This is a genomic window from Caballeronia sp. GAWG2-1, assembly GCF_023631405.1.
Lineage (GTDB): Bacteria > Pseudomonadota > Gammaproteobacteria > Burkholderiales > Burkholderiaceae > Caballeronia.
Genome location: NZ_JALQDD010000012.1, coordinates 12,392 through 27,306 on the forward strand (window position 1 = coordinate 12,392; position 14,915 = coordinate 27,306).

General features: G+C 61.8%; 15 protein-coding genes. 4 read left to right on the top strand and 11 right to left on the bottom strand.

Annotation, left to right across the window (positions count from 1 at the left end):
* Window positions 1–28: 28 nt before the first annotated feature.
* The 5 genes from NCR98_RS08260 to NCR98_RS08280 all read right to left on the bottom strand — a co-directional run bounded on the left by NCR98_RS08260 (window position 29) and on the right by NCR98_RS08280 (window position 4,643).
* Window positions 29–1,252: an IscS subfamily cysteine desulfurase gene (locus NCR98_RS08260; protein WP_244825426.1), complete on the bottom strand. Its 1,224-nt coding sequence runs from the start codon at window positions 1,250–1,252 to the stop codon at window positions 29–31.
* Between the two features lie 78 nt (window positions 1,253–1,330).
* Window positions 1,331–1,858, bottom strand: a complete 528-nt coding sequence (gene iscR / locus NCR98_RS08265; RefSeq protein WP_244825427.1) for a Fe-S cluster assembly transcriptional regulator IscR — start codon at window positions 1,856–1,858, stop codon at window positions 1,331–1,333.
* A 139-nt stretch (window positions 1,859–1,997) separates the two neighbouring features.
* The gene (locus NCR98_RS08270; protein WP_250525945.1) at window positions 1,998–2,480 is read right to left on the bottom strand and encodes a low molecular weight protein-tyrosine-phosphatase; all 483 of its coding nucleotides are present in this window, start codon (window positions 2,478–2,480) and stop codon (window positions 1,998–2,000) included.
* A 125-nt stretch (window positions 2,481–2,605) separates the two neighbouring features.
* On the bottom strand, window positions 2,606–3,811 hold the full coding sequence (locus NCR98_RS08275) for a DUF3734 domain-containing protein (protein ID WP_250525946.1): 1,206 nt from the start codon (window positions 3,809–3,811) through the stop codon (window positions 2,606–2,608).
* Window positions 3,812–3,848: 37 nt separating this feature from the next.
* Window positions 3,849–4,643, bottom strand: coding sequence for a 3-hydroxybutyrate dehydrogenase (locus tag NCR98_RS08280; RefSeq protein WP_250525947.1), 795 nt, complete (start codon window positions 4,641–4,643; stop codon window positions 3,849–3,851).
* Window positions 4,644–4,922: 279 nt separating this feature from the next.
* Here NCR98_RS08280 and NCR98_RS08285 point away from each other — a divergent pair, with 279 nt between their 5' ends.
* Window positions 4,923–5,768, top strand: coding sequence for a 23S rRNA (adenine(2030)-N(6))-methyltransferase RlmJ (locus tag NCR98_RS08285; RefSeq protein ID WP_250525948.1), 846 nt, complete (start codon window positions 4,923–4,925; stop codon window positions 5,766–5,768).
* Window positions 5,769–5,779: 11 nt separating this feature from the next.
* On the opposite strand, the gene NCR98_RS08290 is transcribed toward NCR98_RS08285, so the two are convergent.
* Window positions 5,780–6,151 (bottom strand): hypothetical protein, encoded by a 372-nt coding sequence (locus NCR98_RS08290; RefSeq protein ID WP_250525949.1) that lies wholly within the window; start codon window positions 6,149–6,151, stop codon window positions 5,780–5,782.
* 100 nt (window positions 6,152–6,251) lie between these two features.
* On the opposite strand from NCR98_RS08290, the gene copM reads away from it, so the two are divergent.
* Window positions 6,252–6,650: a CopM family metallochaperone gene (gene copM / locus NCR98_RS08295; protein ID WP_250465093.1), complete on the top strand. Its 399-nt coding sequence runs from the start codon at window positions 6,252–6,254 to the stop codon at window positions 6,648–6,650.
* Window positions 6,651–6,739: 89 nt separating this feature from the next.
* Here copM and NCR98_RS08300 read toward each other — a convergent pair whose 3' ends face one another.
* Window positions 6,740–6,886, bottom strand: coding sequence for a DUF3563 family protein (locus NCR98_RS08300; protein WP_244825434.1), 147 nt, complete (start codon window positions 6,884–6,886; stop codon window positions 6,740–6,742).
* 173 nt (window positions 6,887–7,059) lie between these two features.
* Window positions 7,060–7,497: a Cu(I)-responsive transcriptional regulator gene (cueR, locus tag NCR98_RS08305; protein WP_250525950.1), complete on the bottom strand. Its 438-nt coding sequence runs from the start codon at window positions 7,495–7,497 to the stop codon at window positions 7,060–7,062.
* Window positions 7,498–7,598: 101 nt separating this feature from the next.
* Between cueR and NCR98_RS08310 the strand changes: the two genes are divergently transcribed.
* On the top strand, window positions 7,599–7,805 hold the full coding sequence (locus tag NCR98_RS08310; RefSeq protein WP_250492507.1) for a heavy-metal-associated domain-containing protein: 207 nt from the start codon (window positions 7,599–7,601) through the stop codon (window positions 7,803–7,805).
* The gene (locus NCR98_RS08315; protein ID WP_250525951.1) at window positions 7,802–8,737 is read left to right on the top strand and encodes a dTDP-4-dehydrorhamnose reductase family protein; all 936 of its coding nucleotides are present in this window, start codon (window positions 7,802–7,804) and stop codon (window positions 8,735–8,737) included. The genes NCR98_RS08310 and NCR98_RS08315 overlap by 4 nt, the downstream gene beginning before the upstream one ends.
* On the opposite strand, the gene NCR98_RS08320 is transcribed toward NCR98_RS08315, so the two are convergent.
* Genes NCR98_RS08320 through imuA form a run of 3 tightly spaced genes read right to left on the bottom strand, consistent with a single transcriptional unit; the run spans window position 8,731 to window position 14,612 of the window.
* The gene (locus NCR98_RS08320) at window positions 8,731–12,204 is read right to left on the bottom strand and encodes an error-prone DNA polymerase (protein WP_250525952.1); all 3,474 of its coding nucleotides are present in this window, start codon (window positions 12,202–12,204) and stop codon (window positions 8,731–8,733) included. The genes NCR98_RS08315 and NCR98_RS08320 overlap by 7 nt on opposite strands.
* 7 nt (window positions 12,205–12,211) lie before the next feature.
* Entirely contained in the window at window positions 12,212–13,864 is a 1,653-nt protein-coding gene (locus NCR98_RS08325) for a Y-family DNA polymerase (RefSeq protein WP_250525953.1), read from the bottom strand.
* Window positions 13,749–14,612: a translesion DNA synthesis-associated protein ImuA gene (gene imuA, locus NCR98_RS08330; RefSeq protein ID WP_250525954.1), complete on the bottom strand. Its 864-nt coding sequence runs from the start codon at window positions 14,610–14,612 to the stop codon at window positions 13,749–13,751. Before imuA ends, NCR98_RS08325 begins: the two co-directional genes overlap by 116 nt.
* Between the last annotated feature and the right edge of the window lie 303 nt (window positions 14,613–14,915).

Below are 14,915 nucleotides of genomic sequence, written 5' to 3' on the forward strand. Positions count from 1 at the left end.
GCCAGTCGCCAAACCATTCGTGATGCGCTCAGTGCGCCGCCCACTGGATGCTCGAGATATCGATGCCATCCTTGTGCATTTCCCACAGCGGCGACAGATCGCGCAGCTTTGCAATCTTGTTCTTCAGCAGGTTGATGACGTAATCGACATCCTGCTCGGTCGTAAAGCGGCCGACCGTGAAGCGGATCGAGCTATGCGCCAGCTCGTCGTTGCGGCCGAGCGCACGCAGCACATACGACGGTTCCAGCGACGCCGACGTGCACGCCGAACCCGACGACACCGCGACATCCTTGACCGCCATGATGAGCGATTCGCCTTCGACGAAATTGAAGCTGATGTTGAGGTTGTGCGGCACGCGGCGTTCCATGTCGCCGTTCACGTACACCTCTTCCATGTCTTGCAGGCCCTTGAGCAGACGGTCGCGCAGCATGCGGATACGCTCGTTCTCGGTGGCCATTTCCTCACGCGCGATACGGAAAGCCTCGCCCATGCCGACGATCTGATGCGTCGCGAGCGTGCCCGAACGCATGCCGCGTTCGTGACCGCCGCCGTGCATCTGCGCCTCGATACGCACGCGCGGCTTGCGACGCACGTACAGCGCGCCGATGCCCTTCGGCCCATACGTCTTGTGCGCCGAGAACGACATCAGATCGACCTTCAGCTTCTGCAGATCGATCGCGATCTTGCCGGTGGCTTGCGCTGCATCGACGTGAAAAATGATGCCCTTTTCACGCGTGATCTCGCCGATCGCCTCGATGTCCTGAATCACGCCGATCTCGTTGTTCACGCTCATCACCGATACGAGGATCGTGTCGGGACGAATGGCGGCCTTGAACTTGTCCAGGTCGATGAGACCGTCGTCCTTGACATCCAGATACGTGACTTCGAAGCCTTCTCGCTCGAGATCGCGCGTGGTGTCGAGCACGGCCTTGTGCTCGGTTTTCACCGTGATGATGTGCTTGCCCTTGCTCTTGTAGAAGTGCGCGGCGCCCTTGATCGCGAGGTTGTCCGACTCCGTCGCGCCCGACGTCCAGATGATTTCGCGCGGATCGGCATTGACGAGCGCCGCGACGTTTTCGCGCGCTTCCTCGACTGCCCGCTCCGCGTCCCAGCCGTACTGATGGCTGCGCGAAGCCGGATTGCCGAACTGCTCGCGAAGATACGGAATCATCTTGTCCACCACGCGCGGATCGACGGGGGTCGTCGCGCTGTAATCCATATAAATGGGCAGGTGGGGAATGTCGTTATTCATCTGTCGCTCCGGGAAAATCGTTCAATACACGTGGCCGGGATGCTCGCACTCGCGCTTCATGAGACGCGCCGCGCGGCTTCAACCAGCCAGGTTGAAAATGGAATTCGGCCCCTTGGGCACCACACGCGCGGCTTCGACGCCCGCCGGTTCGGCGCGGCGGTCGCGCAACACCGACGACGAACCTTCGCGAGCGCGCTGCTGATCGACCAAATCTTTCAGCGAGACGGAATCGAGATACTCGACCATCTTCTGATTGAGCGTCGCCCACAGTTCGTGCGTCATGCAGTGGCCGTCGTGCTGCTTGGTGCCTTCGCACGTGCCCTTGCCGCCGCATTGCGTGGCGTCGATCGGTTCGTCGACCGCGATGATGATGTCGGCCACCGTGACGTTCTCGGCGCGGCGCGCGAGGTTGTACCCGCCGCCCGGCCCACGTACGGACTCGACGATCTCGTGGCGACGCAGCTTGCCGAACAACTGTTCGAGATAGGAAAGCGAGATGCGCTGGCGCTGGCTGATGCCTGCCAACGTCACCGGGCCCTGCTCCTGGCGCAATGCCAGGTCGATCATCGCCGTGACGGCGAAACGGCCTTTCGTGGTGAGTCTCATAATTGGGGGCTACCGCTAATACTCGATGATTTCTGTCAAGTATAAATATCCCACAGTTTTAGTCAAGTATCCGGGACTAGATAAGTAGCTGTTTAATTCTATTTCTTGCCGCGCGCAAGGCCGCCGCGTCGTGCCCAATTCAACTGACGAGTTGCGTCCGCAGAGCCGCCAGCAGCCCCTCACAAGCGTCTTCGCACTGATCGAGCACGCGCTCGAAACCGTCGTCTCCGCCGAAATAGGGGTCGATGACCACGCGGCTGTCGTCACGCGTCGCGAACTCCATCAACAGGCGAATCTTGTCGCGACGCTCCGGCGGACAGACCGCCGTAAGCGCCGCGACGTTCTTGTCATCCATCACGATCAACAGGTCGAAGCGAGCGAAGTCTTCGGCCGTGATCTGCCTCCCGCGCAACGGTGAGAGGTCGTAGCCGCGCTTCTTTGCGGCACGTTGAGCGCGCTCGTCGGGCGGATGTCCGATATGCCAGTCGCCCGTTCCCGCCGAGTCGATGATGATCCTGTCCGAAAGCTTCGCCTCCTCGACGAGATCGCGCATCACCGCTTCGGCGCTGGGCGACCGGCAGATGTTGCCGAGACAGACGAAGCAGACGGCGATGGAATTCATCTCAAGCTTGGAGGGACGGTTATCGGCTGCCACCATCGGCAACGCGTGTTCGATAGGCCCGAATTATACAAAGGGTCACAAAAACGCGCGCGCACGAGTCACTCAAGCAAATCCGCCGAGCACGATCAGCTCCCGTCGCGATGAATGTCATGCGTGATGAAGCCGGAGTCGCCGTTCGGCATTTTCAGCCAGTCGCGATGCGCGAGCGTGCGGCGAATGTCGTCGAGCCCGCTACTCCAATGCTCGCGCATGGTCGAAAGGCCGAATTGATAGTCCTTGTAATGCCCTTCGTATTCCTTGTGGCGGTAAATCAGGTGGATCACGTTGTAGCGCTTCGAGCACGCGAGTTCGGCCGCGCGCCGGCACCATTCGTCGTTGTTGCGCAGTTCCTCGGGCACGAGATCCAGCACGTGCTGCAATACGTTGCGATACCGCTGTGAGCGCTGCATCTGATCCGTCACGAGACGCGTGCGGCTGGAATATTGAACGTCTTTCACGCGACCCATGACGTCGACGATGCTGTCCGGCACCGGCCCGCGCGCGCTCCAGAGATCGACCTGAAATGCGAGTGTGTCGCGACGCGGCGTGGCCTGCGCAATCTCGTAGAGCGGCGTGTTGGACATGAGGCCGCCGTCCCAGTAGAACTGGCCGTCGACCTCGACTGCCGCAAAGCCCGGCGGCAGCGCGCCCGACGCAATGAAATGCTCGGCGCGCAGCTTGATCTTCGTATTGTCGAAGTAAGCGAAGTTACCGGTTGCCACGTTGACCGCACCGACCGACACGCGCTTTTCGCCCGAGTTGATGCGATCGAAGTCGCACAGGCCTTCCAGCGTGGCCCGAAGCGGCGTCGTGTCGTAATAACTTGCGGTCTGCGGCGAGCCGGCCGCGAGCGGCGAAGGGGGCGGAAAGCGCGGCACGAAAAAGCCCTTTTGCCCTTCCACGATCGCGCCCAACGCCTGCCACGCGGTGAACGCCTTGCGAATCTCGTCGGGCGATTCGAACAGCGCATGCTCGATGAACGCCGGCAATGGAAACCCAAATGCCGGCTGACAAATGGTTTCCCAGAACTGGAGCAGACGCGGCACGCGATCCTTAGGCGCATTGCCCGCGATGATCGCCGTATTCAGCGCGCCGATGGAGATGCCGGCGATCCAGTTCGGCTCGATGCCCGCTTCGTAGAGCCCTTGATAGACGCCCGCCTGATACGCGCCGAGCGCACCGCCGCCCTGCAGCATGAGCGCGATGGTCTCGTAAGGCGGCAAGTCGATGCGCTTGTCGCCTTCGTTCTGAGTCTCCGGTTGCAGCGCTTCGCTGTCGTCGATTTCCGCCATGCCGATGCCTCCGCTTTCTCGCGTGCGTGTCTTTCGCTTATTGCATGAACCAGCCGTGGCTCACCACGAACGATTGCCCCGTGAGCGCCGCTGTCTCGAACTCGGACAGGAACCGCACCATCTGCGCGACGTCTTCCACCGTGGTGAACACGCCGTCGACCGTGCCGCCCAGCATCACGCGCTTCACGACTTCTTCCTCGCTAATGCCGAGTTCCTTCGCTTGTTCGGGAATCTGCTTGTCGACGAGCGGCGTGCGCACGAAGCCCGGACACACCACGTGTGAGCGCACGTTATGTTTTGCGCCTTCCTTTGCCAGGACGCGCGCAAGCCCGAGCAAACCGTGCTTGGCGGTCACATAAGCGGACTTGAGCGGCGACGCTTCATGCGAATGCACCGAGCCCATGTAGATGACGACGCCGCCGCGATCGTCCTTGTACATGTGCTTCAACGCGGCCTTGGTCGTGAGGAAGGCGCCATCGACGTGAATGGCCATCATCTTCTTCCAGTCCGAGTAGGCATAATTTTCGATGGGATTGACGATCTGAATGCCCGCGTTCGACACGAGGATATCCACCGATCCCAATTCCGCCGCGACCCGGTCGATACCCTGCTTGACCGCGTTCTCGTCCGTCACGTCCATCGCGATGCCGATAGCCTTGCCGCCCTTTTCGCGAATCTCGGCGGCGACGGTATCCGCGCCTGACTGATTTAGGTCCGCGATAGCGACTGCCGCGCCCGCCTGTGCAAGTGTGATTGCGATTGCGCGGCCAATGCCGCTCGCCGCGCCCGTGACGACCGCGGTTTTACCATCGAGCTTGCCGTTCTGTGACATGCGAACCTCCTCTCTGACAGTTGAATGACAACATGCGACGCCATTGGCCGCAATCTGGCCGTTCGGCATAGGACGAGTCACGCCGCGCATGAGAACACCTAGACCGTTCGGCCGACTAGTCATGGACGACCGGAAGCGGCTATTGTGCATGAACGGCGTGTCGCACTGCAGCGAATACGAAGCGACGCTCGGCTACAATGAGTGCCCTTCGCGCATGCCGGACGTGCCGCGCCGTTTGCCCTGAACTCGTTTTCTGTTGCCCTCCGCGGGCCTTTCGCCATGCTCAGTTACCGCCACGCCTTCCATGCGGGAAATCACGCCGACGTGCTGAAGCACGCGCTCGTCGTCCGGATGCTTCGCCATCTCGCCCAGAAAGACAAATCGTATTGGTATATCGACACGCATGCGGGCGCCGGCGTCTACTCGCTGACGGAGGGCTTCGCCGCGAAGAATGCCGAGTATGAAAACGGCATCGCGCGGCTGTGGGAACGCACGGATTTGCCGCCGCTCATCGCCGATTATGTCGATGAAGTCACGGCCCTGAACGCCGATGGTGAATTGCGCTTCTATCCTGGCTCGCCGTATCTCGCGTGGCGGCTCATGCGCGAACAGGACCGCATGCGTTTGTACGAGTTGCACAGCACGGAAATCGACGTGCTGCGTCATAACTTCCGCGATGCAGGCCGCCGCGCGATGATCTACGAAGGCGATGGCTTCGACGGCATCAAGGCCATTCTGCCGCCGCCGCCGCGCCGCGCGCTCGTGCTGATCGACCCGTCATACGAAGACAAGCGCGACTACGCGCGCACGCTTGCTTGTCTTGAGGAATCGCTCAAGCGGTTCGCGACGGGCACTTACGCGGTGTGGTATCCGATCGTCGCGCGACCGGAGTCGCAGCGCTTCGCGGAGCAATTGAAGGCCATTCGACCCAATGGCTGGCTGCATGCGGCATTGACCGTGAGGCAGCCGCCCGAAGACGGCTTCGGGCTCTACGGCAGCGGCATGTTTATTTTGAATCCGCCCTATACGCTCGCCGCCGAACTCAAGCAAGTGCTGCCATATCTCGTCGATACGCTCGGCGAAGACAAGAACGCATCGTTCAAGCTGGAGCACCGCGCGGCCTGAACTTGCTCGACTCAGGGATAAGGCGTGCGGGAATTGCCGTGCCGCCTGCCGTTGGATTGCGCAGGCGCAGTTGCTTGCCCCGACGAATAGTCGATGTACGGAGAAACGACGATAGGCGGCTGTTCCTGCTGCGGCGGTCCGGGCAGCGTGGCCATGGGCACCATGCCGGGCCCGCCGAGCGGCCCCGTCTGAAGCACGGTCCCCGGCACGCCGCTGTGGATGCCCGTTTGCGTGTCCAGCACCAGCGGCTCGCCGCCCGGCGTGCCGAACGCCAGTGGCGCGATGACGCAAAGGCATGCGCCGAGTGCCGCGCGAACGCGTCGTGCCGTATTGCTTCGCGTGCTTCGGAAAGCCTTCGTCGCGTCGTGGATATGGCTGCGCATCGCTCGCTCTTTTATGTAGACGAAACCGCTTTACCTTACCCCGGTGGCAAGCTTTAGGCTAGGTGTTTTGCCTCACAACCGGCCCTTCTCAGGAGATACGATGCAATCGACCAGAACGCTGCTTGCCCTTCTCATCTCGCTTTGCAGCGCCACCGCCATGGCGCAGACGGCCGCGCCCGCTCACGACTCCATGCACGGCATGCATATGTCCGAAGCCACGCCGAACGCGGCGGGATCGTCATCGACAGCGGACTTTCAGGCCGCCGACAAGTCGATGATGTCGGGCATGTCCGACATACAGTACAGCGGCGACGCCGACCGCGATTTCGTCGCGCACATGATCCCGCATCACGAAGGCGCGGTGGAAATGGCGAAGGTCGAGCTGAAGTACGGCAAGGACGCGAAGCTGCGCAAGCTGGCGAAGGACATCGTTGCGGCGCAGGAAAAGGAAATCCGCTTCATGAAGCAGTGGCTCGCGGCGCATCCGCAAACGAAGTAAGCAGAACAAGCAGCGCGCCAAAAACGACAAAGCCCCGCGTTGCGGGGCTTTTTGCATGGCCGTGGCGCCTTGTACGGCGCTACTGCGCCTTAAGCGTTGTAGCCGTTCGATTCGAGCGAGCGGATGCGCATTTCGAGCTGAACGATATCCGCTGATTGCGCCAGATACTCTTCACGGCGACGTTGTTCGGCGGTTTCAAACCAGATGCTGAGTTTTTCGAGCAGGACTGCAAACATGATCTTTCTCCAAGGATTTCAACGATCCCTGGCATTTCGGGTCAGGGATTACCCGCATAAGGGATAACCCGGATTATAGCGCTTGAATCTCAAAAAGTGTAGCTATATGCATGAACACTGTGCATTTCGTCACGCAGTGGTGCGTCTTTTTTGTCTTACTCAACCGACTGATTTCAAGCAGCTTTTTCTACAGCGGCCGTGAGCGAAAGCACATTTTTGGTGCATGACTCCGCCAGCTGATCCAAAATGGGGCAATCAGGACGCTCGTCGCCGTGACAGTGGTTTGCAAGATGAACGAGCGTATCGCGCATGCTCGTTAGTTCATCGATCCGACGGTCCAGTTCGGCGACGTGCTCAGTTGCAATCGCCTTCACTTCGGCGCTTGCACGCGAGCGGTCTTGCCATAGCGCCAGCAATTTGCGTATGTCTTCCACCAGGAAACCAAGCCGGCGCGCTTGCCGGACGAACCGCAATGCATGAACCTCCTGCGCACCATACACGCGATAACCCGACGACGTTCGTCCCACCGGATTGAGCAAGCCGACGCTCTCGTAGTAGCGGATCATCTTCGCCGTTACGCCCGAGGCCTTAGCCGCTTCACCTATGTTCATTTCTCGCTCCGCATAAAATCTTCAAATCGACTCTACACCTTCCCATCATGGCAAGGTATACGATGTTGTCATCGATCCAATTTTCAAGCGAGGAAACCGGGATGACCGAGTTCGAAGTTCAGGGCATGAGTTGCCAGCATTGCGTCGCCGCCGTAACGCGCTCGATTCATGAAATCGATCCGCAAGCGCAAGTGCGCGTCGATCTCGAACGTGGCCGCGTGACAGTCGAGTCATCGCAGACGAATGAGGCGTTGATCGACGCAATCGACGACGCCGGCTACACCGTCAAAGGCGCCGCGTCCGCATGAGCGCCAGCGAACGCTTTACCGTTGCGCTCATCGGCGCGTCGGGTTTGCTGGGGCGCGCGGTCGGCGCCGAGCTGAAAAACGCGGTCGAGGCGCATGACTGGTGCGTCGTGCGCACGACGCATCGGCATGGCGATGCGGGCAGCGTGTCGCTCGATATTCGCGATCACGACGCCGTGCGCGCCTTTCTGCGGAGCGAGAAGCCGAATGCCGTCGTGGTCGCCGCGGCCGAGCGCCGTCCGGATGTGTGCGAGAACGATCCCGCTCTCGCCCGCGCGCTCAACGTCGATGCCTTGCAGACAATCGCGACCGAAGCCCGCGCGCTCGGCGCCTGGGTATTGTCGATCTCGACCGACTACGTGTTCGACGGCACCTCGCCGCCCTACTTTCCCGACGACGCGCCCGCGCCGCTCAACGCCTACGGCCATAGCAAGCTGGATGGCGAGCGCGCGCTACTCGCGTGCGATCCGGCTTCATGCGTGCTGCGGCTGCCGTTGCTCTACGGTCCGGTTGTCGACTGGAGTGAATCGGCGGTGACGAGCCTCACGCCCGCCATCGTCCGATCGGCCGATGCCGCGAACGCGCCCGCGCCAATGGACGCCTGGGCGACCCGCTATCCGACCTACACGCCCGATGTCGCCGTGGTAATCCGCGGCATGCTCGAACAGCACGCGCAAGGCGAGACGATCTCGGGCATCGCGCAATGGTCCGGCGACGAGCCGATGACCAAGTTCGATATCGCCGAGCGCATCGCGCGAGTACTGAAACTCGACGCGAAGCTCGTCGCTCAAACCACGCCCATGGACGCGACACCGCGCCCGCGCGACTGTCATCTCGATTCGGGGCGGCTCGAAGCGCTCGGGATTGGACGGCGCACGCCTTTCGATACCGCGATCGCGCATCTGCTCGCTCGATATCCCGAGCAAGCTCAGTGAAAGTCGCGGCTCGGCGCGGCGAGCCGGCCAAGCAGCGCGCTATGGTCTTCGAGCCGCTGCGCCACCAGATGCCGCACATCGCCTTCTTTTTGCCAGACGCCTTGCACGCCGAGCAGCGACGCGCCCAGCAACACCTTGCGCTGTTTCTCGACGAGCCCCGGCCAGACGATCACGTTGATCGAGCCGGTTTCGTCCTCGAGCGACAGGAAGATCGTGCCGTTCGCCGTGCCCGGCCGCTGCCGCACCGTGACGATGCCGCACGCCCGCACGAAGCGGCCGTTGCGAGTCTCGCCGAGTTCAGCGGCGCTTTTGAAACGCTGGCGCGCGAGCCGCTCGCGCAGCAAGGCGAGCGGATGACGATTGAGCGTGAGCCCGAGACTCGCGTAGTCGTCGACAATCTCGCGGCCTTCCGATGCTTCCGGCAACGCGAGCGGCGCTTCGGTCATCGGCGCATCGCGCAGCAATTCCGGCGCGCGCTGCTGCGCGGTCACCGCCCACCAAGCCTGACGCCGATGCCCCGCGATGCTTTGCAGCGCATTGCCCGCCGCGAGCGCTTCGAGTTCGCGACGCGACAGGGCCGCGCGACGCGTGAGATCGTCGACATCGACGAATGGTGCTTGAGCGCGCGCCGCCATGATCCGCTCGGCCGCCGCTTGTGAAAAACCCTTGATCAGTTGCAGCCCGATGCGCACGCCCGGACCGCCCGCGCCGTACGCCTGGGCATCGAGCCTGACGCGCTTTTTGAGCTTGCGCGCGCCGCGTCGCATGGTCTTGCGAAATACCTGATCCGGGCAAGGTGTGCCGTAGAACTGCTGACGCCGCCGCTGCTTTTCGGCATCCTGCAAGACGCGCACGCCATCGCCAGGCGGCATTTCCAGCACCGATTCCCAGTCGCTCAGCGACACATCCGGCGCGAACACCTGCACGCCATGACGCCGCGCGTCCTGCACGAGCTGCGATGGCGAATAAAAGCCGAGCGGCTGGCTATTCAGCAAGCCGGCCAGAAACGCCGCCGGTTCGTAGCGCTTGATCCACGCGCTGACATAGACGAGCAGCGCGAAACTCGCCGAATGACTCTCGGGAAAACCGTATTCGCCGAAACCCTCGATCTGCTTGCACACGCGCGCCGCGAACTCTTCCTCGTAGCCGCGCGCGAGCATCTTCGTCATCAGATCGGCCTGATACTTTTCCAGATGACCGCCGCGTCGCCATGCGGCCATCGCGCGGCGTAGCTGATCGGCCTGTTCCGCGCTATAGCCTGCGGCGACCATCGCGAGCTTCATCACCTGTTCCTGGAAAATCGGCACGCCGAGTGTACGTTCGAGCACGGGCCGCAGTTCTTCCTTCGGATACTCCGCTTCCTCGAGCCCTTGCTTGCGGCGCAGATACGGATGCACCATGCCGCCCTGAATTGGACCGGGCCGCACGATCGCCACTTCGATCACGAGGTCGTAGTACTTGTTGGGCCGAAGACGCGGCAGCATGCTCTGCTGCGCGCGCGATTCGATCTGGAACACGCCGACCGTGTCCGCGCGGCAGCACATCTCGTAGACGGCCTTGTCGTCGCGACGCACATGCGTCATGCCGAAATCCGGCACGCCACGCCGCAGCGCGATGAATTCGAGCGCGCGCCGGATCGCGGAGAGCATGCCGAGCGCGAGCACATCGACCTTCAACAGCTTGAGCTGATCGATGTCGTCCTTATCCCACTGAATCACGCAGCGATCCTTCATTGCGGCGTTTTCAATCGGCACGAGGCGCGACAAGCGTTCGCGCGCGATCACGAAACCGCCGACGTGCTGCGACAAGTGACGCGGAAAGCCGCGCAACTCGCGCGTAAGCCGGATCAGATGCTTCGTCACGTGCGAGTCTTCGTTGAAACCCGCTTCCTTCAGATAACCGGCCACCGCGGACGGACCATCCCACCACTGCTGCGACTTGCCGATACGTTCGATGAGCGACGCATCCAATCCCAGCGCCTTGCCGACATCCTTGAGCGCACTCCTCGTGTGATACGTGGTGAGCGACGCCGCGAGCGACGCGCGATGCCGCCCGTACTTCTGATAGATGTACTGGATGACTTCCTCGCGCCGCTGATGTTCGAAGTCGACATCGATATCCGGCGGTTCGTTACGCGCGCGCGAAATGAAGCGCTCGACCAGCATGCTCATCTCGACCGGATTGATCTCCGTGATGTAAAGGCAATAACAGATGATCGAATTGGCCGCCGAGCCGCGCCCCTGACACAAGATTTTCCGGCTGCGCGCGAACGCGACGATGTCGTAGACCGTCAGAAAATACTTCTCGTACTTCAGGTCCGCGACGAGTTCCAACTCCTTTTCGATCTGCCCGATGGTCTCCACGCTCAATCCGTTCGGCCAGCGTTTGAGCGCGCCCGCGATCACGTTTTTGCGCAGATAACTGCCTGGCGTTTCGCCGGGCGGCACGAGTTCCTCGGGATATTCGTAGCGCAATTCATCGAGCTCGAAGGTGCAGCGCTTCGCGACCTTCAAGGTCTCGGCAATCGCTTCTTTCGGATACAACGCGCCGATGCGCAAGCGTGTACGCAGATGCCGCTCCGCGTTCGCTTCGAGCGCGTAACCGCATTCGGCCAGCGGACGATTGAGGCGGATTGCCGTCAACGTGTCCTGCAAGGGCTTGCGCGAACGCGCGTGCATCAGCGCGCCGCTTGCCGCAACGAGAGGCAAACCGCTCGCCTTCGAAATCACGCGGCACGAAGCGAGACGTTCATCGTCGCTGCCGTCCTGCCACAACTCCAGCGCAAGCCACGCGCGGCCAGCGGCGAAACTTCCAAGCCAATGAGCGCGATCGAGCGTATCGGCAAGCGTGGCCGAGCGTTGCGGAACCAGAATCAAGAGACAGTGCGGCAGATGCTTCAGATGCGCGATATCGCCGCGTAAATCGGTGGCATCGAACGAGTCGGGCGGAGTGGCGGCGGGATTCGTGAAATCTTCCGGACCGATCCGATACGTTCCCTTCGGCGAACGCGAGCGCGCAAGCGAAATCAGCTCCGACAAATTGCCGTATCCCTCGCGATTGGTCGCCAGCGCAATGAGCGTGCAAAACGGCTCGCCGTTGGCATCGGTGAGATGCAATTCACTGCCGATTATCAGCTTCAACGTTGCCTGCTTGGGCGATGGCTCGCCGGCCTTTCGCGCCGCGTCGGCTGCGGCTTGCGCCCGCGTCTCGATCTCCTTGATCGCGCCGTACGCGCGCACGACGCCTGCAAGCGAACATTCGTCCGTGATTGCTAGCGCGGTATAGCCGTGTTCGAGCGCGGCGGCCGCCAGTTCCTGCGGATGCGAAGCGCCGCGCAGGAACGAGAAGTTGCTCAGGCAATGCAGTTCCGCGTAACCAGGCAAGAACGCCGACGCGGACATCGCGCCGGAGAACTTGCCTTTGCCGTCGCCACCGCCCAGGCCGATGAGGTCGCTCAAATCTTCCATGGCGGCGTCATCCGAAAAAACCGTGGAGAAACCAGTCGCCCGTCAGACGCTCGCGATACACCCAGAACATGCGGCCGCAATCGTCGGAGGCGACGTAGTAATCGCGTTGAACGCCGTTGCCGTCCCACCAGCCCGCTTCGATACGCTCGGTCCGGCTGATGAGCTTCAACGCGCGACGATAGAACGGCCGCTCGTTGCGCAACATCAGCTTTTGCGGCGTTTCGAGAATCCACGATGGCCGCGGCTGCGAAGGCACGGCTTGGTCGGGAAGCTCGAACGATTCCGCGCTTTCTTCTTCCGTGTCGTCTGGCGTCGGCGCTTCGACGCCCTCTTTCGCGCGCGACTTTTTTCCGCGCTTGGGCTTGGCCTTACGTTCAGGCTGATACGTTTCGACCGTCACCGCCGCTTCCGGCCGATGATCCTCCCGCTCGCTCAATTGCACGACATTTTCCGCGCCGAGTCGCGCGCTCAGACGCTCCAGCAACTGCGCCATCGAGTCGGCATCGGAACCCGGCATGGGGAAAAGCGTATCGGCGGGCGGCTCGTGCTCGCTGACCTTGTCGGCCAAAAGCTTCATCTCGATCACCGGCGCGATCAAGGTTGCTTGATTCAGCTTTTCGCGCAGCAGCCAGAGAATGTGCTCGGCATCGCGCGTCGGCACAGCCCATGCAATCTTGAGCGTCGATGTCTTGGGTGCGTTGCGCGCCGCCAATTCATGTTCGAGCAAAAGCGAAAACTCGCTGACCGCCGAGTGATGCGCGTTCAGCCAACCGGCGAGTTGCAACACGAGCCGGCGTGCCGCAAACAACAGCGCATCGGCGTTTTCGACGCGCGCCTGCAACTCGAGTTTCGCCTCGAACGATGCCGGCGCGCAAAACGCTTCGCGTGGATCGGGCGCCTGCCCGTAAGCTTGCGCGAGCCATTGCAGAATGCCCTGCCCGAAACGCCGCGCCACGCCTTTGCGCGGCAAGCGACGCAAGTCGGCGAGCGTCACGCAACCAATCTGCTCGAACGCATTGCCATGCGATGCCGCCGACGGCACGAGAGACACCGGCAAGGCATCGAGCGCGCGCACGAGCGTTGCCTCTTTCACAATACGAACGCGTTTCGCCACTCGTCGCGTGCGCGCGTGCGCAAGGAGCCACGCGCCCCACGCGGTCGGCGCACAGCCCATCCGGGACGTGAAGCCACAATCTTTCACCGTGGAGCGCACCTTTGCAAAGAGGCTGCGCAAGCCGCCGAAAAGCCGCATGCTCGCGCCGACTTCCAGCAACACGGTATTCGCATGTGCAAGCACGACCTTCGGCGTGAACGCGAGCAAGGACAACGCCACTGCTTCGAGAGCGCGCTGCTCTTCGCTGATATCGACGGCAAGCAAAGTGAGCCGCGGCGCGAGCGCGAACGCATGCGAGCGCGTGCTGCCCGGGCGCACGCCGAGGCGGAACGCGACGAGATCGGGCAGCAGAATGCGCGCGTGATCCGCGAGCGCAAAACATGGCTGACCGGAATCGTCCGCGTTCGCAACCGAATTGCCGACGAGCGCTTCACCGGGCATCGAGCCCGTTCCAGGCGAGGTCGAATTCGTCGAGATCGACGGCATCGATGGCGGCCTGACTGCTTCGAGCGATAAAAGCGGCAATGTCACCGCTATCCACAACATGATTGACCTCTCGTGCTCTCCTGGCTTGATCCGCGCGACGAATGTGCTCGGGCAAGGCCGGCATTTGCAGCGGCAAACGCAACTGCAGCGGTTTCTCCAGCAACGGACCACGCCGCTTGATGATGTCGATTTCGAGCATGACCACCTGCATCCATTCGCGACGATTCATTGTCTGCGCGTGCGCAGGCAGCACCGGTTTGCAGACGATGCGCAATGGTGCCGCGGAGGATTGCTTCGCGGCATCGAGCGGACGGAACAGAAACACCAGCGACTGCGAGTCCTGAGCGGCCACTTGCAAACGACGCAGCGCATCGGGCCGCGCCTTGGGCAGCCAGATCAAGACCGCGCCACTGCCATCCTGTTTGAGCGATTGCTCGGCCGCCCATAGCACCTGATCCTCGGGCGCTTTGACCCAGACCAGCTTGCCCGGCGCGATGTTCATCGACCGGAACGCTGCTGGATTGGGCATCCAGGGAGGCGCTACGAAGATGACGGTGCGGCCTCTTTTCGTCACCAACTCACGAAGCGAACGCGCGAGCAGCCTGACCTCGCCGACCCCGCATTCTTCGATAAGCAATTCAGTGACGGCGCCGGCCATCCAGCCGGTATTTGGCAAGACCAGATCGAGCGCCCGATAGCCACTCGAAACGACACCCGCGTCCGACACGCCGACCTGCTCGCCTTGCCAAAGCTGCTGTTGCAGGCGCGATGTCAGCCCGATATCGAGCAGTGAAAGTGCTGCACCCATGAGTCTTCCCCGTCCACCCGAATGCAAGAGCCTGCTCATGCCCAGAGCATTCGGCACCCCTTTTGTACTGTATATTTATACAGTATTTCGAGGCGACGAGGTAAACGGTCGATGTGAGTTTTAGACGGGCTTGAGACGGACGACTGGAGGGGATTTGGTGCTTGCGTCGTGATGTAAGCAAGACTTTCTCGCGCGCCAACGCTGCAGAAATGCAAAAACCCCACCTGTTTGGGGGTGGGGTTTTTGTTGCTGCATGAGGAGCCTGACGATTACCTACTTTCACACGGGAGATCCGCACTATCA